This window comes from Microbacterium sp. W4I4 (assembly GCF_030816235.1).
Classification (GTDB): Bacteria; Actinomycetota; Actinomycetes; order Actinomycetales; family Microbacteriaceae; genus Microbacterium.
Genome location: NZ_JAUSXT010000001.1, coordinates 1447871 through 1467844 on the forward strand (window position 1 = coordinate 1447871; position 19974 = coordinate 1467844).

Here is a 19974-nt window from a genome sequence, read left to right on the forward strand (position 1 = left end):
ATGGATGAGGGCGCGCGCTCAGCCGTGCGTACGGAGACCGAAGTCGAACTCTACGACTTCGGTCGTTCGACGACCCTTTCCCGCGAGCACGCACGCATCCTGGAGATGTCCTTCGAGGCGTTCGCCCGCCAGTGGGGCTCGCTGCTGTCCGCGCGCACGCACGGCCGTTCCCAGGTCGGCGTGGCGTCGGTGTCGATGCAGACCTACGACGAGTACGCCCGATCCCTGCCGCCCGCGACGACGCTCGTGGTGTGCGCGCTGCCGGGTTCCGACGCGCGTGCGGTGATCCAGTTCCCCGCGTCGCTGGCGACCGCGTGGGTCGTCCAGATGGTGGGCGGTCGGCTGGGCGGCGAGCCGCAGGAGCGGCCGTTGACGCACATCGAGCAGGCGCTCGTCCGCGGCATGATCACGGATGCCATCGACCATCTGATCCGCTCCTTCGACGGCGTGCTGCCGGAGGGGATCTCCATCACCGGAATCCAGCACAGCTCGCAGTTCAGTCAGGTGGCCGCGGCGAACGATCCGGTGATCGTCGCCGTGCTGCCGATCGGATTCGCCGGCGGCTCCGCGAACGCGAGCGTGATGCTGCCGGCATCCGTGGTGGTGCGCTCCCTCGCCGGCGGTCCGGCGAACACGCCCGAGGTCACCCCTCCCGGCACGATCGACCGTCAGGTCGAGCGCGCGCCCGTCGACCTCGCGCTGCGCCTCGCGCCCCGCTCGATCCGCCCGCATGAGGTGCTGGATCTCTCCGTCGGCGACCTCATCACCTTCCCGCACACCGCCGACCGTCCGCTCGAGCTCATGGTCGGCGATCAGTCGATCGCGACGGCCGCCGTCGGCACGAGCGGTGCTCGCCTCGCCTGCGTCGTCACCGCGACGACACCCGAACCCGCACAGGAGCACCCGTGACCAGCACCATCGCGTACGAATCCGCCGTCGCCGCCGCTCTCGCGGCTCGTCTGCCCACCGCCGCCCCCACGGTCGCGGTCGCATCGCAGGCATCGGGCGACACCGGCGACGCCGTGATCGTCGGCTACGTCGGCGAGGCCAGCGCGCAGCTCGCCGTCCAGATCCTCGAGGTCGACGCGCTCATCGACGGGCTGACGGATGCTGCGCTCGTCGAGCGCCTGCACGGCCCGCTCGAGGCAGCCGTCAGCGCGCTCGGCGCCGGCCGCCTCGACGACGCCACCGTCGGGGACGCCTCAGCGGTGTTCTCGCACCCCGCGGCCCAGGTGTTCGACCTGCAGGACCAGGACGGTCACGTGATCGGGCGCCTCGCCGTACGCGTGACCCGCAGCCCTGTCACCGCGCCGACGGCCTCCCGCAGGCTGCAGCGCATCGCGGGCGTGGAGATGGATCTCACGGTCGAGATCGGCCGCACCCGGATGGCGGTGCGCGATGTGCTCGGTCTGGAGCCGGGCCGCATCGTCGAGCTCGACCGCTCCGCGGGCGCCCCCGCCGACGTGCTGCTGAACGGTCGTGTGATCGCGCACGGCGAGATCGTCGTCGTCGACCAGGACTATGCCGTGCGGATCACCCGGATCCTCGAGAACGCCGAGGCCTGACCTGGACGATCTGCTTCTCCTCCTGCGCGTCGCCCTGTCACTGGCGGCGGTGCTCGGGCTGCTCTGGTACGTGCAGCGCCGGGTGGGGAAGCGGATGCAGCGGCGTCGCGACGACGCCGAGATCTCGGTGATCGGCAGGCGCGCCCTGGGCTCGAAGGCGCAGATGGTGATCGTCGAGACCGACGACCGCCGATACGTGCTCGGGGTGACCGAGCACGGCGTGAATCTCATCGACAGCCTGCCCGCCGGCCACGTCGCCCGTCCACTGCACAGCGACTTCGCGAGCCTGCTCTCCGACGAGCAGGCGGAGGCGAGCGCAGAGTCGCAGACATTGCGCCGCCACCGCCGGCCGACTAGGCCGGACCAGCTGAGCGGTTCGATCCTCTCCCCGCAGACCTGGCGGCAGACCGCCGACTTCCTGCGGCGCACGCGATGAGCGCCCGCTCCCTGACAGACCGTCTGCTGCGCAGGCGCGGCGTTCACGGGATGCTGCTGCTCGTCTGCGCGACGCTGCTGGCCGCGGGCGCGGTGCTGGGCACCGGCGTGGGCGCTCAGGCGCTGGGTGCTCCGGCTCCCGGTGCGGCGTCGCCGGTCGCGGCCGCCGCGGCCGCCACGACCCAGGCATCCGTCGCGACACAGGCATCCACGGCGACACAGGCATCCGCGGCATCCGCAGTTCCGACGGCCGTCGATCCGGACGATCCCGACGCGCCCACCCCGCCCGCCTCACCGGAGGGCGAGGGCATCACGATCGGCATCAACGGGCTGGACGGCACTCCGTCCACGTCGATCCTCACGCTGCTGGGCATCACGCTGCTGTCGGTCGCGCCCGCCCTGCTGCTGATGATGTCGTCGTTCACGAAGATCTTCGTGGTGCTCGCGATGACCCGCAACGCGCTCTCGCTTCCGACCATCCCCCCGAACCAGGTGCTCGCCGGGCTGTCGCTGTTCCTGTCGCTGTTCATCATGTGGCCGGTGCTCACCGACATCAATCAGAGCGCGGTGCAGCCCTACGTCGACGGGGCGATCACGTTCACGCAGGCGATCGATCTGGGTCAGCCGCCGCTGCGCGACTGGATGCTGCACTTCACGCGCGAGGAGGACCTCGCGCTGATGACACGGATGGCATCGCTGCCCAACCCCGAGGATGCGCAGAGCGTGCCGCTGTACACGCTGATCCCCGCGTTCATGATCTCGGAGCTGCGCGCGGCGTTCATCATCGGCTTCGTGATCTTCGTGCCGTTCCTGGTGATCGACCTCGTCGTCGCGGCGGCGCTGATGTCGATGGGCATGATGATGCTCCCGCCGGTGATGATCTCGCTGCCCTTCAAGATCCTGCTGTTCATCCTCGTCGACGGGTGGGGGCTCATCATCCGCACCCTGCTGGAGAGCTACGGGGGTGCGGGATGACTCCCGAGGCGGTGCTCGACATCGGCATGGAGGGTCTGCTGGTGGCGGCGAAGCTGGCGGCTCCCGTGCTCATCACCGCGCTGGTGGTCGGGTTCGCCATCTCGCTGCTGCAGTCCATCACGCAGGTGCAGGAGGTGACGCTGTCGTTCGTGCCGAAGATCGTCGCCGTGGGCATCGCCCTGCTCATCGCCGGCAACTGGATGATCTCCGAGATCGTGCAGTTCACGCACACCATGTTCGACCGCATCCCGCAGCTGCTGAGCGGCGGCTGACGTGAACATCCCGATCGACTTCGCGTGGCTCGAGGCGACGATGCTCGCCGGCGTGCGCACCACCGCGTTCGTGATGATCGCCCCGCCGTTCTCGTACGGCGCGATCCCGGCGCGCATCAAGGCGATGCTCGCCATGGCGCTCGCGCTCGCGATGTCCGGGGCGGTCGCCCCCGGGTACGCGAGTCTGGACACAGGGCCGTTCTTCGCGGCGCTCACGCTGCAGGTGCTCACCGGAGCCGTGCTGGGTTTTCTCGTGCTGGTCTGCTTCTCGGCGGTGCAGGCGGCGGGCAGCCTGATCGACGTGTTCGGCGGCTTCCAGATGGCGCAGGCGTTCGACCCGCAGGCGATGATCAACGGCGCGCAGTTCACCCGGCTGTTCCAGATGACGGCTCTCGCGCTGCTGTTCGCCTCGGGCGGTTACCAGGTGGTGCTCGCAGGTCTGGCGCGCAGCTTCGAGGTGATCCCCGTGGACGGGCTGCTCTCGCTCGCGTCGCCCGCCGAGCTGCTCGTCGACGGCGTGGTGCAGATGTTCCTCGCCAGCGTGCAGATCGCCGGCCCGCTGATCCTGGTGCTCTTCCTCGCGGACGCCGGCCTCGGCCTGATCACCCGCGTCGCGCCCGCGCTGAACGCGTTCGCGATGGGCTTCCCGATCAAGATCCTGCTCACGCTCGTGCTGGCCGGCTTCACGTTCGTCGCCCTGCCCGGCATCGTCGACGCGCTCGTGTCGCAGGCCGTGCACATGATGCAGGGGGTGAGCCAGTGAGCGACAGCGGCGAGCGCAATCAGAAGGCCACCGACAAGCATCTGCGGGAAGCGCGCCAGAAGGGCAAGCTGTCGCGAAGCCAGGATATGACGGCCTGGCTGGGGATCGGTGCGGCGGCTATCACCATGCCCGCGGCGATGGCCGCAGGCTCCGCGGCGGGCACCGAGCAGCTCATCTCCCTGCCGGCGATCATGCGCGCCCCCTCCCCCGACGCCGCCCTGGGCGTGCTCGGGCTCGGGCTGGGCTCGGTGCTGCCGACGCTCGGCACCCTGCTCACCAGCGTCGTGATCGTCACCCTGCTCGGCGCGGTCGTGCAGGGCGGGGTGCGGATGCGGAAGTTCTCGGGCCGCTACGACCAGTTCAACCTCGTCAACGGGGTGAAGCGCATCTTCGGCCTGCAGGCGCTGTGGGAGGGCGCGAAGGCGCTGCTGAAGACCGCGGCCATCGGGATCGCGCTGTGGGCGGTGATCTCGACGCTGATCCCGGTGCTCTCAGCGAGCGGCGCGCACTCGGTGACGCGGCTGCTGGGCACCGCCGCCGAAGGCACCGCCACCCTGCTGCAGGTGGCGATCCTGGTGGGCCTGGCGCTGGCCGCGATCGACATGTTCGTGGTGATGAAGCGCAACACGAAGCACACCAGGATGACGCATCGCGAGGTGACCGACGAGCACAAGAACTCGGAGGGCGACCCCCTGATCCGCCAGCAGCGGCGCTCCCGCCAGCTGGCGATGAGCCGCAACCGCATGATCGCGGCCGTGGCCGGATCGGATGTCGTGATGGTCAACCCCACGCACGTCGCCGTCGCGCTGCGCTACGAGGTCGGCCGGGCCGCCCCCAAGGTGGTCGCCAAGGGCAAGGGCGTCGTCGCCGAGAAGATCCGCGAGCGCGCGCTGGAGGCGGGCGTGCCGCTGGTGCGCGACATCCCGCTGGCCCGTGCGCTGCATGCCGCGTGCGAGCTGGGTCAGGAGATCCCCGCAGAGCTGTACACGGCCGTCGCCCGGGTGCTGGTGTTCGTCGACATGCTGCGCCGGCGCGGGTCCGCGCGCGGGGTGCATTCGCTGCCCGAGAGGACGACGGCGTGACCGAGGCGGCAGGTATGAGAAGGAGGACCGCATGCGCGGAGTGCTGAACAGGATCGTCGTGCCGATCGCGGTGGTGGGCATCATCATGCTGCTGGTGGTGCCGGTGCCGCCGGTGCTGCTGGACCTGCTGATCATCCTGAACATCCTGTTCGCGCTGGTGATCCTGCTGAACACGATGTTCATCCGCAAGCCGCTGGACTTCTCGGTGTTCCCGTCCCTGCTGCTGGTGGCGACTCTGTTCCGGCTCGGCCTGAATGTGGCATCCACCCGGCTGGTGCTGGGCGAGGCGTACGCGGGGCAGGTGATCGAGGCGTTCGGAACCATCGCGGTGGGCGGGTCGCTGATCATCGGCGCGGTGATCTTCCTGATCCTGGTGGTCATCCAGTTCGTCGTCGTCACGAAGGGCGCCGAGCGCGTCGCCGAGGTGGGCGCGCGGTTCACGCTGGATGCCATGCCCGGAAAGCAGATGGCGATCGACGCCGACCTGAACGCGGGGCTCATCACCGACGCGCAGGCCCGCGAGCGCCGTGCCGAGGTGGCCGCCGAAGCCGACTTCTACGGTGCGATGGACGGCGCATCGAAGTTCGTCAAGGGCGATGCGATCGCGGGGCTCGTGATCATCATCATCAACCTGGTCGGCGGCATCGCGATCGGCATGGTCTCGCACGGCATGTCGATCGAGGAATCCGTCAGCACCTACAGCCTGCTGACCATCGGCGACGGACTGGTCACGCAGATCCCGGCGCTGCTGATGGCGGTGTCGACGGGCATGATCGTGACCCGTTCGAACGCCGAGGCCGACATGGGCAGCGAGGCGTTCGCGCAGCTGGGCCAGTCGGTGAACGCCCTGAACATCGCCGGCTGCGCGGCGATCGTGATGGCCTTCATCCCCGGGATGCCGATGCTGCCCTTCATCGTCGTGGGCGCACTGCTGATCCTGGCCGCGCAGCGCGTCAGGGCGAAGCAGGCGGATGCCGCGGCCTCGGACGCGACGCCGGCCGAGGCCTCGACCGCGGACACCCCGGAGGACCTCATGGAGCGGATGCGGGTGCACGCCCTGGAGATCCAGCTCTCCTCCGACGTCGTCGACCTCGTCACCGGCGGGCCGGACGATCTGCTCGCGCGCGTCAAGGCGCTGCGACGGCGCATCGCACTCGAACTGGGCCTCGTCGTCCCGCCTGTGCGCACGCGCGACAGCGTGGAGCTGCCGGCATCCACCTACGTCATCCGCATCGCCGGTGTCGAGGCCGGTCGCGGCGTCGTGCCGCCCGGACGTCTGCTGGCGCTCGGCGCGGGGCTGGACGCCCTGCCCGGGGTCGCCGTGCACGATCCGGTCTTCGGCCTGGAGGGCAAGTGGATCCCCGTCGAGATGCGGCACAGCGCCGAGTTCGCCGGCGCGACGGTCGTCGACCGCGCCAGCGTGGTCATCACGCACCTGTCGAGCGTCATCCATGCCGGGGCGGCGCGACTGCTGAGCCGCGAGGACGTGCGTCAGCTGACGGATGCGCTCAAACAGGTGTCGCCGGCCGCGGTGGAGGAGCTGACGCCGGCGCTGCTGTCGCTGGCCGAGGTGCAGCGGGTCCTGCAGTCGCTGCTCGCCGAGCGGGTGCCGATCAATGACCTCAGCCGCATCTACGAAGCGCTCGCGGTGCGCGCGAAGACCTCCACGGACCCGGAGGGCCTGGTCGAGGCCGCACGGGCCGCACTCGGACCCGCCATCGCCGCACGCTTCGCGGAGGACGGCAGGCTGCGCGTGATCATGATCAACCCGCTGCTGGAGCAGGCGATGCTGGAGAGCCTGCGGATGGGCGACGACGGTGCGCAGATCGTGTTCGAGCCGAACCGCATGGAGGCCGTGGTGGAGTCCGTGCGCCAGGCCGTGACGGCCGCGTCCGCGGGCGACGGCGGCGAGCCGGTTCTCGTCTGCGCGCCGACGCTGCGTGCGGCGGTGCGGCGGATGGTGTCGGCGCAGACCGACGGGCTGCCGGTGCTCTCCTACACCGAGGCGGGCGGTTCCGGCGCGTTCGGCATCGAGACAGTGGGCGTGGTGCGCGACGCCGCTGCGCCTGCAGTGACCGCGCCCGCCGTGACCGGCCTGGTCGGCCCCGCCGAGTAGGCTGATCGAATGCTGGTGTTGACGAGACGAATCGGCGAGAGCGTGCTGATCGGCGACGATATCGAGGTGACGCTGCTCGACATCAAGGGCGACAGCGTGCGCATCGGCATCAACGCTCCGCGCACGACCCGCATCCAGCGATCCGAGATCGTCGACGCGGTGAGCACCGAGAACGTCGCGGCGGTCGATGCCGGCGCCGATGCCACGGCCGCCATCCTCGACGCCCTCACCCAGAAGCGCAGCGCCGAGGACTGAACGGCGACGCGGGGCAGCCGGGCTCAGCTCTCGATGCGCTCGATGCTCACGAAGCGCGGTGCGTCGGCATCCAGATCCTCGTCGGCGACCCCTTCGGCTCCTCCGACGGGTCGCTCGATCTCGACGTCCCACCAGCTGTCGGCGACCGCGGATGCCATGCCCCGCCCCCACTCGATGACGACCACGGAGCCGGCGAAGTCGATGTCGAGGTCGTCCAGTTCGGCGGCGGAGCCCAGCCGGTAGGCGTCGACGTGCACGAGCGGCGCGCCGCCGACGAGCGACGGATGCGTGCGGGCGATCACGAATGTCGGGCTCTGCACGGGTCCGCGCACCCCGAGTCCTTCGGCGAGCCCGCGCGTGAACGTGGTCTTTCCCGCGCCGAGCGGACCGGTCAGTACGAGCAGATCGCCGGCCTGCAGCTGCTCGCCGAGGTGCAGGCCGAGTCGCTCCATGGCATCCGAGGTCGAGATCTCGTGGCGCCCGAGAAAGGCCGGATCGATGCTCACGAGGTGGTCCTGCGCGGCACGCGGTCGCCGATGCGCGTGACGATCTCGTAGTTGATGGTGCCCGCGGCATCCGCCCAGTCCGTGGCCGAAGGATGCCCCAGAGTCGGGTCGCCGAACAGCACCACCTCGTCGCCGACCGCGACCTGCTCCTCGCCCACGTCGACGACGAACTGGTCCATCGCGATGCGACCAGCGACCCGATAGCGGCGACCGTTGATCAGCACGGGTCCGCGCTCGGAGGCCTGCCGCGGGATGCCGTCGGCGTAGCCCAGCGGCACCAGGGCGAGGTTCGTGTCGTGCTCGCAGCGGTAGGTGTAGTCGTAGGAGACGCCGGAGCCGGCCGGCACGCGGCGGACGGCGGCGACCGAGGCGCGCAGGGTCATCGCGGGGCGCAGTCCGAGGTCGGCCGAGGTGCGGTCCGCGAACGGCGAGAGACCGTACAGGCCGATCCCGATGCGCACGGCGTCGAGCCGCGCCTCGGGGATGTCGATGGCGCCGGCGGTGGCGGAGAGGTGGCGGATCTCGGGACGGATGCCGAACGACTCGGCCTGCGCGATGATCTCCTCGTACCGGGCGAGCTGGGCGCGGTCGTCCTCAGGGCTGGCCCCGGAGAGGTGGCTGAAGATGCCGACGATGCGGATGCGGCCGATGCGCTCCAGGGCGGGCGGCTTCGGCGAGCACGCGCTCGAGATGCTCGGTGGGGATGCCGTTGCGGGAGAGGCCCGTGTCGACCTTGAGGTGAACGGATGCCGGGGCCGCCTCGGATGCGGCGACCAGCTGCTCCATCGACGAGATGCCGACCTCGATGCCGGCGGCCACCGCGTCGTCGAATCGCTGCCCCGGTGCGTGCAGCCACGAGACGAGCGGCGCCGTGATGCCGGCGCGGCGCAGGGCGAAGGACTCCTCGAGCGTGGCGGTGCCCAGGCGGGTGGCTCCCCCGGCGAGCGCGGCCGTCGCGACCGCAGGGGCGCCGTGACCGTAGGCGTTCGCCTTGACGACGCCGATCACCTGCACGCCGGTCAGCGTGCGCAGATGGCGGGCGTTCTCGGCGATCGCGGACAGGTCGATCGTGGCCTCGCGGAACGGATGGGTCATGCGGCATCCGTCCTCTCTGCGACGACGTACGCGGCGGCGAGGCCGGCGTCGTGGGTGAGGCTGAGGTGCAGGGCGGTGATGCCGCGCGCCTGGACCACATCGGCGGTGGAGCCGGAGAGGACGAAGTAGGGGCGGCCGGATGCCTCCGACGCGATCTCGATCTCGGACCAGAACACGCCGTCGCTGCCTCCGAGGGCCTTGATCAGCGCCTCTTTGGCGGCGTACCGCGCGGCCAGGGAGCGCAGTCGCAGCTGCTGCTCGGTCGGAGTGAACAGCCTCTCCAGCAGCCGAGGCGTGCGCGTGACGGAGCGCTCGAACCGCCCGACGTCCACGAGATCGATTCCGGTGCCGATGATCACCTGTTCAGCCTACTCGGAGGCCGCGGGCCGGCCCCGCGGCCTCCAGCCCTCTCAGAGCGACCCGAACCGCGCTTCGTACTGCGGCGAAAGCTCCGCGAAGCGCGCATCCCACTCGTGCGGGTGCTCCTCCCCCGCGATGTGGGATGCGAGACGCTCGAGGTAGGTCTGCCAGCCGGCCCCGTAGAAGATCGAGCGGATGCCGGTGTGCACCAGGCGCATGCGGGTGCCGCCCTCGACCTCCTCGAGCGTGACCACGAGGTCTGTGGGCTCCTCGCCGGTCGCGTGCCAGGTCGAGGTGAAGGACCGGGGCGGGTCGCACTCGGTGATGGTGCCGGTGGCCCAGGACTCCTCGCCGTCGTCAGCGGCGACCGCCCAGGTGCCGCCGAGCCGGAGGTCTCCGGTGTATCCGACCATCCAGCGGGCCAGACGCTCGGGCGTGGTGATCGCCTGCCACAGGTCGTGGATGTCAGTGGCGTAGACGTCTTCGTAGACGAGACGGAATCCGGACGGATGCTTCTCGATGACGGGACCGCTGATGCTCATGATGCGTTCCTCTCCGTGATCTTCGTGGTGTCGGATGCCGCACGGCGACCCCGCGCGACCTCCGTGTGCAGGGCGTCGAGTCGCTGACCGAGCGGATCGCTCATCTGCGCGAGCGCTCGGGCCGCGGCATCCAGCCCCGCCCGGTCCAGCGCGTACACGCGTCGCGTGCCCTCGGCCCGCACCGTGGCGAAGCCGTTCTCTCGCAGCACCTTGAGGTGCTGCGACACCGCGGGCTGCGAGATGCCGAACTCCGCGCGGACGATGTCGGTCAGCATCCCGGCCGGCTGCTCGCCGAGGGCGAGCACGCTCAGCATCCGCCGCCGCACGGCATCCGCGAGAACCTCGAACTCATGCACAATGCCACTATATAAGCCACCCCTTATATTTACAAGAGCCAGCTGTCGGTCCGACATCCGCCCCCACACCTGTCGGCTCAGAAGACGGATGTCGGCGGAAACGGCCGACCTGCGCCGACATCCGTCGTTTGAGCCGACATCCGTCGGCGAGATACCTCCTGCACAATTCACCCACCCCGCGACTTGTCCACAGTTCCTGGGTTGCGGCCGCTCCCGTCCCCGCCCGCAGCAGGATGCTCGGAGCATGCTCACACCGACAGAACTCCTCACGCGGTTCGGCGGCATCGCCCGCGGCACATATCTGCAGCGGTACGGATGCACGCGCGATCGTCTTGCGTCAGCAGTGCATCAGGGCCTGATCCGCCGTGTGCGTCCAGGCGTCTTCGCTCTGCCGTCCCTGGACAGCAAGGTCAGGACCGCCGCAGCTCACGGCGGCGAGCTGACCTGCGCGGATGCCCTGCGGGCACGGCAGGTCTGGATCCTTCCGGATGCCGATGACGAGGTCCATGTCTGGCTGGGCAGAGCCGGCCGACGGCATCCGCACTCCGGATGCGCATGCACCTCTCACCGTTCCGCGGGCACCGCTCAGGTCGGCTATGCCTCCGTGGCGACCGCGCTGATCCACGCCTACCGATGTCTCAGCGAAGAGGCGTTCTTCGCCGCATACGAATCCGCGTGGAACTGGCGACTCATCACGGCATCCGATCGCCGCAGAATCAGAGCCGAACTTCCCAGGAAGGCCGCCTGGATGCTGGATCTCGCGCGATCCGATTCGCAGAGCGGGCTGGAATCGCTGCTGCGCTTTCGACTGCACCTGCTCGGCATCAGCCTGGACTGCCAAGTGGAAATCGACAGCGTCGGGCGGGTCGACTTCGTCGCGGGCGGACGCCTGATCATCGAGGTCGACGGACGAGAGAACCATGCCGCCGCCGAACGCCGTCACAACGATCTGGTGCGGGATGCAGCAGCATCCGCCCGGGGATACGAGACGCTCCGCTTCGACTATTCCCAAGTCATCTACAACTGGGACACGGTCGTGGAGGCCATCCTGCCGGCGCTGGCCCGAATCGGCGACTGAGCCTGCCGAGCGCCTCACCTGTCAGCCGAAACGACGGATGTCGGCTCAAACCGCAGTTCTGAGCCGACATCCGTCGTCTGAGCCGACAGGTGTCGGCGGGGAATTACTCCACCGTCACGCTCTTGGCCAGGTTGCGGGGCTGGTCGACGTCCAGGCCCTTGGCCGTGGCGAGCGCCATGGCGAAGATCTGCAGCGGCACGACCGCGAGGATCGGCTCGAACAGCGGCGAGGCGAGCGGGATGCGGATGACCTCGTCCGCGTAGGGCAGCACGGCCGCGTCGCCCTCTTCGGCCACGACGATCACGCGGGCACCGCGGGCGCGGATCTCCTGGATGTTCGAGACGACCTTGGAATGGATCAGCGCGGAGTGGCGCGGCGACGGCACGAGCACGAACACCGGCTGACCGGGCTCGATGAGCGCGATCGGGCCGTGCTTGAGCTCACCGGCGGCGAAGCCCTCGGCGTGGATGTACGAGATCTCCTTGAGCTTGAGCGCACCCTCGAGCGCGATCGGGTAGCCCACGTGGCGACCGAGGAACAAGACCGAGCGGGTGTCGGCCATCCAGCCGGCCAGCTGCTCGACGTGATCCTTCTCCTCAGCGAGGACGTGCGCGACCTTCTCCGGCAGAGCCTGGAGTTCGGCTGCGGCGTCCAGAGCATCGGATGCCAGGGTGCCGCGCACCCGGCCCATGTGCAGTCCCAGCAGCAGCAGGGCGGTGATCTGCGCGGAGAACGCCTTGGTCGACGCCACGGCGACCTCGGGTCCGGCGTGCGTGTAGACGACGGCATCCGATTCGCGCGGGATCGTCGCACCCTGGGTGTTGCAGATCGACAGGGTGCGCGCGCCGCGCTCACGGGCGTACTTGACGGCCATCAGGGTGTCCATGGTCTCGCCGGACTGGCTGATCGAGACGACCAGGGTGTCGTCGCCGATCACCGGGTCGCGGTAGCGGAACTCGTGCGCGAGTTCGACGTCGGTCGCGACGCGCGCCCACTGCTCGATCGCGTACTTGCCGACCAGCGCCGCGTACGAGGCGGTTCCGCAGGCGGTGATGATGACGCGGTTGATGCCGACGAACAGCTCGTCGAGTCCGTCCAGCTCGGGGATGACGACCTGACCCTCGTGGATGCGGCCGCGGATGGTGTTCGCGACGGCCTCGGGCTGCTCGGCGACCTCCTTGGCCATGAACGACGGCCAGCCGCCCTTCTCGGCGGCGGCGGCGTCCCAGGACACCTCGAACGGCTGCGCCTCGACCGGGTTGCCCTCGAAGTCGGTGACGGTGACCTCGGCGGGGGTGATCGCGACGATCTGGTCCTGCCCGATCGCGAGCGCGTTGCGGGTGTACTCGACGAACGCGGCGACGTCGGAGCCGAGGAAGTTCTCGCCCTCGCCGAGGCCGATCACGAGCGGCGAGTTGCGGCGGGCGCCGACGACGAGGCCGGGCTGGCTCTCGTGCATGGCGAGCAGCGTGAAGGCGCCCTCGAGGCGGTTCACGACGGCGCGGAACGCCTGCTGCAGGTCACCGGATGCCCGGTACTCGCGGCCGAGGAGCGCGGCGGCCACCTCGGTGTCGGTCTCGCTGAGGAAGGTGACGCCCTCGGCGGTCAGCTCGTCACGGAGCGCGGCGAAGTTCTCGATGATGCCGTTGTGGATGACGGCGAGCTTGTCGTCATCGGCCAGGTGCGGGTGCGCGTTGACGTCGGTCGGTCCGCCGTGCGTGGCCCACCGGGTGTGCCCGATGCCCGTCGTGCCGTCCGGGAGGGCGGCATCGGCCAGCGAGTCGCGCAGTACGGCGAGCTTGCCGGCCTTCTTGCGCATCCCGAGGCTTCCGCTCTCGTCGATGACGGCGACTCCTGCGGAGTCATAACCGCGATACTCGAGACGGGCGAGCCCGGCGAGAAGGATGTCCTGGCTCGGGCGAGGGCCCACGTATCCGACGATTCCACACATGGTCTCAAGAATAATGGGCGTAGTTTGCGAGGACGCCGTACGAACCTGGTTTCACCCGCAGGTCGTGGCGGCGGCTCCCCACGTGAAAGTCTCGGGAGCATCGACCACGACCCCCGAGACCTCCCCGCTGTCGGGCGTGATGCTGCGCACCATGACCTGGTGCGTCAGAAGATCGAGCCAGCCCGCGGGCTGATCGCTGACCTCGGCCTCTTCGGTCCAGGCGAACCGGCTGCCGGTGCCGATGCGCTGCCCGGGCTCCAACGTTCCCCGGAAATTCGAGAACCGATTCCCGCGGTACCTGTTCCCCGGGAAGTTCCAGGTGAGCGGAACCAGAGTGCCGAGCGTGAATCGATGGCGGCTCAGGGTGAACGCGTACGGGATGTTGCCGACCAGCAGGCTCGTATCGATGTCCAGGAACTCCTGGAGGTTGATGTGCCCGCTGAACGGCACGCTGCCGATGTTCTGCAGCTGGAATCCTGCGCCGTAGTACGTCGTGTCGTCGAATGCGACGCATCCCGCACGCAACTGCAGTAGAGCGGTCGGTCCGGTCTGGCTCGCGGCTGCGAGCGGCGCGGACGCCGCGGCTGCGATCACCGGGACCGCCCAGGCCGACGTCCTCATGAGCGTTCGGCGACGGATACCGGTTCCACTGTCTTCGGCCATGATGCCTCCCCCTGTCGCGGTGCTTCGAGCCTCGACAGACGAAGCATCGACACACGGCTTCTCACGCTAGGGACGGCTCACTGCCTCCGGAATCACCTGCGGGTGACGCCGAATCAACGAACGGTGACAGTTCTGGGGAGACGCGATCAGACCTTGCGCAGCTGCACGCTCTCCACGGCGTGGTCGGCGCCCTTGCGCAGCACGAGCGTCGCGCGGTGCTTGGTGGGCATCACGTTCTCGACGAGGTTGGGCATGTTGATCTCGTTCCAGTAGCCCAGCGCGGTGGTCACCGCCTCGTCGTCGGTGAGGTGCGCGAACACGTTGAAGTACGACGACGGGTTGCTGAACGCGCCCTGTCGCAGGGCGAGGAAGCGGTCGATGTACCAGCGCTCGATGTTGCGGGTGTCGGCATCGACGAAGATCGAGAAGTCGAACAGATCGCCGACAGCGACGTCGTTGGGCGCGGGCGGCGGCTGCAGCACGTTCAGCCCCTCGACGATCACGACGTCGGGCCGGCGGACGACCACGTGCGCGTCGGGGACGATGTCGTACCGCATGTGCGAGTAGAACGGTGCGCGCACCTCGGCAGCGCCGCTCTTCACCTCGGTGAGGAACGAGATCAGCGCGCGACGATCGTACGATTCCGGGAAGCCCTTGCGATCCATCAGTCCGCGCCGTTCGAGCTCGGCGTTCGGGTACAGGAATCCGTCGGTGGTCACGAGCTCGACGCGCGGGGTGTCGGGCCAGCGGCTCATCAGCTCGCGCAGCAGACGCGCGATGGTCGACTTGCCGACGGCGACGGATCCCGCGACGCCCACGATGAACGGCGTCGTGGAATCGTCTTCCTGCAGGAACTGGCTGGTCGCGGCCCCCAGGCGCCGGATCGACGATGCGTACAGGCTCAGCAGGCGGCTGAGCGGCATGTACACCTCGCGCACCTCGTCGAGATTGAGTCGGTCGCCGATGCCGCGGATGCCGACGATCTCGGTCTCACTGAGCGGCTGGTCCAGGCCCGCCGACAGACGCGCCCAGTCGGCGCGGTCGATCTCGCGGTATGGAGACAGCGGCAGGTTGGTGGCGGCGGTCACGGGGTACATCGTATCCGGCATGCGAGAAACGGATGCCCTCGCCGTCGCGGCGCAGGAGGTCATAGGCTGTCACCATGCATCGATCTGAGGATCGCGGCCTTCTGGGGAGGCCAGGCAGTGGAATCGACGCACCCGTGGCACGAACACGTCGCGAGCGTCGTCTGCTGAGTGCGACCCCCGAACCGCCGCAGCCTGCTCTCATCTCCGACAGTCGGCCGCCGACACCGCCGGAGACGACCATGGCAGATTCCGAGTTCTCACTGGCGGCGCTGTTCGCGAGCACTCACGAGGACCTGCCGGACGCGCAGCCCAACATCCTCACCGTCTGCACGGGCAACATCTGCCGGTCACCGCTGGCCGAGACGGTGCTCGCCACCCGGCTGGCAGGCCTCGATCTCCGCGTGCACAGCGCGGGCACGCAGGCGCTCGTCGGGCACGGGATGCCGTCGGAGGCCCGCGAGCTCGCCGAGCGCAACGGCGTGCCCCTGCAGCGCGCCGCCGGCCACCGCGCCCGCCTGCTGAACGAGCAGCTCATGGATGACGCCGACCTGGTGCTCACGATGACTGCGCAGCACAGCACGGCGGCCGTGCAGATCTCGCCGCGCCGACTGCATCGCACCTTCACCGTGCGGGAGTTCGCCCGCCTCGCCGCATCCCTCGATGACGGGGTGCTGCGAAGCATCATCCGCGTCTCCGGAAACCCGCGCACCCGGCTCAACACGCTGGTGCAGGCCATCGCCGATCAGCGCGGGGTGGCGCCGCGCGCCGGCGGCGACGAGGACGTCATCGATCCGTATCGTCAGTCGACCGAGGTCTACGAGCAGTCGGCGTCCCAGATGCTGCCTCCGCTCGCGCAGGTGGAGCGCGTCGTGTGCCTGGCCCTGCAGCACTGACCGGACCAGACCTCGGCTCCCGCCGGTTCGCTCTGCACGAGCAGGTTCCGTGCGAGGAGATCCTCGATCAGCCGCTCGACGTCGGCGCGGATGAGTGTCCGATCGCCGTCGAACGTGTCGTAGAGCTCCTGCAGCAGAGCTTCCAGGGTGATCTCCTCGGCCTCGGCGATCTGCTCCCAGACGGCGGCGGCGGTGTTCTCCAGCGCGAACGGGGTGGCGGCGGGGTCGACGAGATCGAGTGCGACCACGCGGGCGGCATCCGACGTCCACGCGACATCCGCACCGATCCGCAGCGTGTGATCCGCAGCACCGCTGCCCTCGGCGGAGCTCATGACGCGTCTCCGCGCCGGCCCAGCAGGTCTGCCGCGATCAGCTCGTCGAGAGCGTCGGCGACGATGTCGCGGGCCTGTCCCTCGGGCGGCGCACCGAACTGCGCTTCGACGACGGAGACGATGCCGTCGAGATCGTGCCCGGCGCGAGCGGCGAGCCAGATCGTCGGCGCGATGCCGTCGAGCACCTGCACCTGCGCCCCCGCCATGACCACGGCGTACCCGTCGGTCAGGATGGCGTCCTGCACGTCGTCCGAGTGGAACGGCCCGGACTGCACGGCATCCTCCACCGGGTCCCAGGTCGACGCCGTGGACGGCGCATCCAGCAGCGCCGGCAGCAGCGCGGGCACCGTGGACGCGTCGGGATAGCGCAGGATGCGCACCCCACCGACCGCGTCGGCGAGTTCGGCGATCGCCTGCAGCGGCCGCTCGTGGTCGCGCAGGTAGCTCATCTGCGGCACGAGTTCGGGCAGTGCCGCAGCAAGGGAGATCGGTTCGAACCGCGGGGCGTCCAATGACGCGTCGCGATCGAGCAGCGCGAGCGCGTGCAGCGTCAGCGGCACGGCGGGCAGGTCGCGCAGCCCGGCGTCGACGGGCGCCACCTGCTGCTTCGGTGCGCCCTCGCGGACCACGGAGAGCGGCTTGCGGTACGCGTGCACCGAACGGTCCGGCTCGACGGCGATCGTCTCGTCGGAGACATAGCCGAATCGGGCTCCCAGCATCCGGCTCAGTGTCGTCTTGCCGCGGCCCGACGGTCCGACGAATGCCGCGACGCGTCCGCGCTCGTCGGCGACCCCGGCCGCATGGAACATGAGCGAGCGCCCGCGCAGCGCGTCCAGGGCGATGAGTGTCACCTCGACGGTGAGGCGCTCCATCGCTGCGGCGAAGTCGTCGCCTGCGCGCAGAGTGCAGCTGCGCTCGGCATCCGCACCGAAGTCATCCGCTCCAAAGCTGCCGGATCCGCTCAGTGCTCCGGACCAGGCCGCCACGGCCTCCGCGCGCTGGGCCTCGTCGAGGTCGTCGGCGAACTCGATCCGCACACGCAGCCCGAGCGCATCGACGTCGAAGGACTCCGTCACGACGCTCGGTGCGTGCTGCGCCGCGGCCCCGGCTCCGACACGGAGTCCGTGGGCAGTGCGTCCAGCACAGGTGCGAACTCGGTGGCCTCGTCCTCTTCCTCCTCGGCGCGGTAGTAGTCGCCGTGGTACTGGTAACCGTAATAGGCCGCGCCGCTGCCTCGACGCGGCACACGGTTCAGCACGATTCCCAGCGCGCGGGCGCCCGCACGGTCCAGGTTGCCGAGCGCCTTGCCGAGCACCTCGAAGGTCGTCTTGCCGACGGATGCCACGATGATGGCGCCGTCGGTGTGATGCGCGAGCACGGCGGCGTCGGTCACCGGCACCAGCGGCGGGGCGTCGACGATCACGATGGCCTCCTTCGCGATCGCAGTCAGAAGCTCCTTCATGCGCGCGGAGCCGAGCACCTCGCTGGGGTTCGGTGGGATCTTGCCCGCGCCGATCACCAGCAGTCGGCCGCTCTTGCCGACCCGGTGCGCCACGTCGGCGAGCTCCGCGCGTCCTGCCAGGACGTCGGAGAGTCCGGCACCCTTGGGAAGACCGAAGATCGTATCGATCATGGGCCTGCGCAGGTCGCCGTCGATGAGCGCGACCTTCTGCCCGCCCGACGCGAGGGTGATGGCGAGGTTCGAGGCGGTGGTCGACTTGCCGTCGCCGGGCAGGGGGCTCGTGACGACCATCACCCGCGGCGGATTGTCGACATCCATGAACTGGATGTTGGTGCGCAGCTCGCGCATGGCCTCGGCGATGGAGAAGAGGTGAGCGTTGGCGCTGGCCATCGAATTGCCCCCGTCGAACGGGACGAGGCGGTTCTCCTGGGTGAACGTCTTCTCCTCGGGGATCGTGCCGACGACGGCGACCCCGGTCTCCCGCTCGACGGATTCGACGGAGCGGATGCGACGGTCGAGCGTGTAGCGCAGCAGGGCGTACCCGAACGCGATCGCGATGCCGAGCAGCGCGCCGATGGCGAGCGCGAGCCGCGTGTTCGGGGAAGAGGGCGACTGCGGCAGTCGCGCGGAGTCGATGGGGGCCAGATACACGGCGCCCGTGGTGTCGGCGTCCTTGCCCTCGAGCAGGTTCACCTCGGCAGCCATGCCGCGCACCCAGGCCTCGGCCAGGTCCCGGGCGTGCTCAGGCGAGTCGGCGTTGGCCGTCACCTTCAGCGAGACCGTGTCGAGGGGGTTGGTGACGGCGACCTGCGTGACCAGACTCTCCGGGGTCGTGTCGAGCTGCAGTTCGTCGATCACGCGTTCGGCGACCAACCGCGACTGGCCCAGGTTCACGAACGTCTTCACGCTCGACGCGGCGAGCTGGTTGCCGAGCACCTTGGCTCCTGCGTCATCGCTGGCCTGCCTGGACTGCACGATCGCGGTCGCGTCGGCGGTGTAGACCCGCGGCTGCAGCACCGTCCATCCGAACGCGATCATCACCGCGGCGACGATGATCACTACCATGCCGAGCCAATGCGCGCGGAAGATACGCAGATAATGGCGCAGATCCATTGAATCGCCCTCTGATTCCCGGGGCGACGCCCACTCTCGTGGCCCCGTATCGATATTCCACGAACTTACTACAGCATCCGATTCCGGCCCGGCCGGGCCGATAGTGTGGCACTCGCCGGAACAGCACGAGAGTGGGGAGTACGCGTGAGCGCTGAGACAGCGGATGCCGCACCGCAGCGTTCCCGTCTGCGTCGCGTCACCGGCAGCGCGGGGTTCCAGTTCGTGCTCGCGTTCGTCGTGGTCGGGCTGCTCCTCTCCTTCGTCGCCAAGCCGTACTGGGTGCCGTCGGGGTCGATGGAGCAGACCCTGGAGCCCGGTGACCGCGTGCTGGTGAACCGGCTCGCGTACCTCGGCGCGCAGCCCGCCACGGGCGATGTGGTCGTGTTCGACGGCGATGAGACCTGGGGTGAGACCGGTGCGGCCGACGACGGCCCGGTGAAGGCCGCGCTGCGCTGGCTGGGCGAGGTCACCGGCTTCGGCCCCTCTGGCGCGCACACACTGATCAAGAGGGTGATCGCCGGGCCCGGCCAGACGGTGTCGTGCTGCTCCGCCGACGGGCGGATGCTGGTGGACGGCGTCCCCCTCGACGAGCCGTACCTCTTCGAGGATTTTCCCTTCAGTGACGTGCAGAACTGCGGCACGACGCCGGCATCCGCACGCTGCTTCACCGAGATCACGGTTCCCGAGGACTCCTATCTGGTGCTGGGCGACCACCGTTCGGCATCCGCCGACTCGGCCGTGCGATGCCGCATCCCGGAGGCGTCCTCGGACTGCTGGCGGTGGGCGAAGCGCAGCGACATCGTCGGCAAGGCCGTCGTGATCCTGTGGCCGATCTCGCGCTGGAGCGGGCTCTGACCGGTCGGGTCTGACACAGCCCTATCGCGACGCGCCCGAGCGGGTTAGACTCAGCGCGGGACTTCGCCATCCGGCGAAGAGAGAAGTGTGCCGCCGTGTGGGACGGGGGTGCACGACGTTTCTGCTGGGGCAGAGACGATGCGGTAACTGCTGATCCTCTGGGGAGGGGTTGTGGCACTATCTGGGGACCTTGCTCTGCCTGGGCGGCACAGCAAGA

22 protein-coding genes and 1 pseudogene are annotated in these 19974 nt (G+C 69.4%); 12 read left to right on the forward strand and 11 right to left on the reverse strand.

What is annotated here, in order from left to right; translation table 11 throughout:
- Genes QF046_RS06945 through csrA form a run of 9 tightly spaced genes read left to right on the forward strand, consistent with a single transcriptional unit; the run spans window position 1 to window position 7463 of the window.
- The gene (locus QF046_RS06945; RefSeq protein WP_307372762.1) at window positions 1-909 is read left to right on the forward strand and encodes a flagellar motor switch protein FliM; all 909 of its coding nucleotides are present in this window, start codon (window positions 1-3) and stop codon (window positions 907-909) included.
- A complete protein-coding gene (gene fliN / locus QF046_RS06950) occupies window positions 906-1565 on the forward strand; it encodes a flagellar motor switch protein FliN (RefSeq protein WP_307367592.1) in 660 nt (219 codons plus the stop codon). The genes QF046_RS06945 and fliN overlap by 4 nt, the downstream gene beginning before the upstream one ends.
- Entirely contained in the window at window positions 1522-2001 is a 480-nt protein-coding gene (fliO, locus tag QF046_RS06955) for a flagellar biosynthetic protein FliO (RefSeq protein WP_307367594.1), read from the forward strand. Before fliN ends, fliO begins: the two co-directional genes overlap by 44 nt.
- A complete protein-coding gene (gene fliP / locus QF046_RS06960; protein WP_307367596.1) occupies window positions 1998-2975 on the forward strand; it encodes a flagellar type III secretion system pore protein FliP in 978 nt (325 codons plus the stop codon). The genes fliO and fliP overlap by 4 nt, the downstream gene beginning before the upstream one ends.
- Entirely contained in the window at window positions 2972-3247 is a 276-nt protein-coding gene (fliQ, locus tag QF046_RS06965) for a flagellar biosynthesis protein FliQ (RefSeq protein WP_307367598.1), read from the forward strand. The genes fliP and fliQ overlap by 4 nt, the downstream gene beginning before the upstream one ends.
- Before the next feature lies 1 nt (window position 3248).
- Entirely contained in the window at window positions 3249-4010 is a 762-nt protein-coding gene (locus tag QF046_RS06970; protein ID WP_307367600.1) for a flagellar biosynthetic protein FliR, read from the forward strand.
- The gene (locus QF046_RS06975; protein ID WP_307367602.1) at window positions 4007-5092 is read left to right on the forward strand and encodes a flagellar biosynthesis protein FlhB; all 1086 of its coding nucleotides are present in this window, start codon (window positions 4007-4009) and stop codon (window positions 5090-5092) included. The genes QF046_RS06970 and QF046_RS06975 overlap by 4 nt, the downstream gene beginning before the upstream one ends.
- Window positions 5093-5123: 31 nt before the next feature.
- Window positions 5124-7208, forward strand: a complete 2085-nt coding sequence (locus QF046_RS06980) for a flagellar biosynthesis protein FlhA (RefSeq protein WP_307367605.1) — start codon at window positions 5124-5126, stop codon at window positions 7206-7208.
- A gap of 9 nt (window positions 7209-7217) precedes the next feature.
- On the forward strand, window positions 7218-7463 hold the full coding sequence (gene csrA, locus QF046_RS06985) for a carbon storage regulator CsrA (RefSeq protein WP_307367607.1): 246 nt from the start codon (window positions 7218-7220) through the stop codon (window positions 7461-7463).
- A gap of 23 nt (window positions 7464-7486) precedes the next feature.
- On the opposite strand, the gene tsaE is transcribed toward csrA, so the two are convergent.
- From tsaE to QF046_RS07010, 5 genes and pseudogenes are all read right to left on the reverse strand, one after another.
- On the reverse strand, window positions 7487-7969 hold the full coding sequence (tsaE, locus tag QF046_RS06990) for a tRNA (adenosine(37)-N6)-threonylcarbamoyltransferase complex ATPase subunit type 1 TsaE (protein ID WP_373425673.1): 483 nt from the start codon (window positions 7967-7969) through the stop codon (window positions 7487-7489).
- Window positions 7966-9064, reverse strand: a pseudogene (alr, locus tag QF046_RS06995) (alanine racemase). The gene tsaE and the pseudogene alr overlap by 4 nt, the downstream one beginning before the upstream one ends.
- Complete coding sequence (locus tag QF046_RS07000) at window positions 9061-9423, reverse strand: holo-ACP synthase (protein WP_307367609.1); 363 nt, start codon at window positions 9421-9423, stop codon at window positions 9061-9063. Before QF046_RS07000 ends, alr begins: the two are co-directional and overlap by 4 nt.
- Before the next feature lie 51 nt (window positions 9424-9474).
- Window positions 9475-9966 (reverse strand): SRPBCC family protein, encoded by a 492-nt coding sequence (locus QF046_RS07005; protein ID WP_307367612.1) that lies wholly within the window; start codon window positions 9964-9966, stop codon window positions 9475-9477.
- The gene (locus QF046_RS07010) at window positions 9963-10322 is read right to left on the reverse strand and encodes a helix-turn-helix transcriptional regulator (RefSeq protein WP_307367614.1); all 360 of its coding nucleotides are present in this window, start codon (window positions 10320-10322) and stop codon (window positions 9963-9965) included. Before QF046_RS07010 ends, QF046_RS07005 begins: the two co-directional genes overlap by 4 nt.
- Before the next feature lie 244 nt (window positions 10323-10566).
- Here QF046_RS07010 and QF046_RS07015 point away from each other — a divergent pair, with 244 nt between their 5' ends.
- Window positions 10567-11400: an endonuclease domain-containing protein gene (locus QF046_RS07015; protein WP_307367616.1), complete on the forward strand. Its 834-nt coding sequence runs from the start codon at window positions 10567-10569 to the stop codon at window positions 11398-11400.
- A gap of 103 nt (window positions 11401-11503) precedes the next feature.
- Here the strand turns inward: QF046_RS07015 and glmS are convergent, their stop codons facing one another.
- From glmS to coaA, 3 genes are all read right to left on the reverse strand, one after another.
- Window positions 11504-13351, reverse strand: a complete 1848-nt coding sequence (glmS, locus tag QF046_RS07020) for a glutamine--fructose-6-phosphate transaminase (isomerizing) (protein ID WP_307367618.1) — start codon at window positions 13349-13351, stop codon at window positions 11504-11506.
- Between the two features lie 51 nt (window positions 13352-13402).
- Window positions 13403-14014, reverse strand: a complete 612-nt coding sequence (locus tag QF046_RS07025) for a hypothetical protein (RefSeq protein ID WP_307367620.1) — start codon at window positions 14012-14014, stop codon at window positions 13403-13405.
- Between the two features lie 146 nt (window positions 14015-14160).
- Complete coding sequence (gene coaA, locus QF046_RS07030) at window positions 14161-15111, reverse strand: type I pantothenate kinase (protein WP_307372767.1); 951 nt, start codon at window positions 15109-15111, stop codon at window positions 14161-14163.
- Between the two features lie 230 nt (window positions 15112-15341).
- Between coaA and QF046_RS07035 the strand changes: the two genes are divergently transcribed.
- A complete protein-coding gene (locus QF046_RS07035) occupies window positions 15342-15995 on the forward strand; it encodes a low molecular weight phosphatase family protein (RefSeq protein WP_307367623.1) in 654 nt (217 codons plus the stop codon).
- On the opposite strand, the gene QF046_RS07040 is transcribed toward QF046_RS07035, so the two are convergent.
- From QF046_RS07040 to QF046_RS07050, 3 genes are read right to left on the reverse strand one after another with little or no spacing between them, the layout of a single operon-like run.
- The gene (locus QF046_RS07040; RefSeq protein ID WP_307367625.1) at window positions 15917-16327 is read right to left on the reverse strand and encodes a PqqD family protein; all 411 of its coding nucleotides are present in this window, start codon (window positions 16325-16327) and stop codon (window positions 15917-15919) included. The two genes, QF046_RS07035 and QF046_RS07040, sit on opposite strands and share 79 nt — an antisense overlap.
- Window positions 16324-17403, reverse strand: a complete 1080-nt coding sequence (locus tag QF046_RS07045) for a hypothetical protein (RefSeq protein WP_307367627.1) — start codon at window positions 17401-17403, stop codon at window positions 16324-16326. The genes QF046_RS07040 and QF046_RS07045 overlap by 4 nt, the downstream gene beginning before the upstream one ends.
- Entirely contained in the window at window positions 17400-18902 is a 1503-nt protein-coding gene (locus tag QF046_RS07050; protein WP_307367629.1) for a polysaccharide biosynthesis tyrosine autokinase, read from the reverse strand. Before QF046_RS07050 ends, QF046_RS07045 begins: the two co-directional genes overlap by 4 nt.
- A gap of 144 nt (window positions 18903-19046) precedes the next feature.
- On the opposite strand from QF046_RS07050, the gene lepB reads away from it, so the two are divergent.
- Complete coding sequence (lepB, locus tag QF046_RS07055) at window positions 19047-19757, forward strand: signal peptidase I (RefSeq protein WP_307367631.1); 711 nt, start codon at window positions 19047-19049, stop codon at window positions 19755-19757.
- Window positions 19758-19974 lie beyond the last annotated feature (217 nt).

Coding starts and splice junctions, on each gene's coding strand:
- coaA (WP_307372767.1), bottom strand. CDS start 15,111: ATGTACCCCGTGACCGCCGCCACCAACCTGCCGCTGTCTCCATACCGC.
- QF046_RS06980 (WP_307367605.1), top strand. CDS start 5,124: ATGCGCGGAGTGCTGAACAGGATCGTCGTGCCGATCGCGGTGGTGGGC.
- QF046_RS06945 (WP_307372762.1), top strand. CDS start 1: ATGGATGAGGGCGCGCGCTCAGCCGTGCGTACGGAGACCGAAGTCGAA.
- QF046_RS07025 (WP_307367620.1), bottom strand. CDS start 14,014: ATGGCCGAAGACAGTGGAACCGGTATCCGTCGCCGAACGCTCATGAGG.
- QF046_RS07035 (WP_307367623.1), top strand. CDS start 15,342: ATGGCAGATTCCGAGTTCTCACTGGCGGCGCTGTTCGCGAGCACTCAC.
- csrA (WP_307367607.1), top strand. CDS start 7,218: ATGCTGGTGTTGACGAGACGAATCGGCGAGAGCGTGCTGATCGGCGAC.
- QF046_RS07005 (WP_307367612.1), bottom strand. CDS start 9,966: ATGAGCATCAGCGGTCCCGTCATCGAGAAGCATCCGTCCGGATTCCGT.
- fliO (WP_307367594.1), top strand. CDS start 1,522: ATGCCGTGCGGATCACCCGGATCCTCGAGAACGCCGAGGCCTGACCTG.
- fliP (WP_307367596.1), top strand. CDS start 1,998: ATGAGCGCCCGCTCCCTGACAGACCGTCTGCTGCGCAGGCGCGGCGTT.
- QF046_RS07050 (WP_307367629.1), bottom strand. CDS start 18,902: ATGGATCTGCGCCATTATCTGCGTATCTTCCGCGCGCATTGGCTCGGC.
- QF046_RS07015 (WP_307367616.1), top strand. CDS start 10,567: ATGCTCACACCGACAGAACTCCTCACGCGGTTCGGCGGCATCGCCCGC.
- glmS (WP_307367618.1), bottom strand. CDS start 13,351: ATGTGTGGAATCGTCGGATACGTGGGCCCTCGCCCGAGCCAGGACATC.
- fliQ (WP_307367598.1), top strand. CDS start 2,972: ATGACTCCCGAGGCGGTGCTCGACATCGGCATGGAGGGTCTGCTGGTG.
- QF046_RS07040 (WP_307367625.1), bottom strand. CDS start 16,327: ATGAGCTCCGCCGAGGGCAGCGGTGCTGCGGATCACACGCTGCGGATC.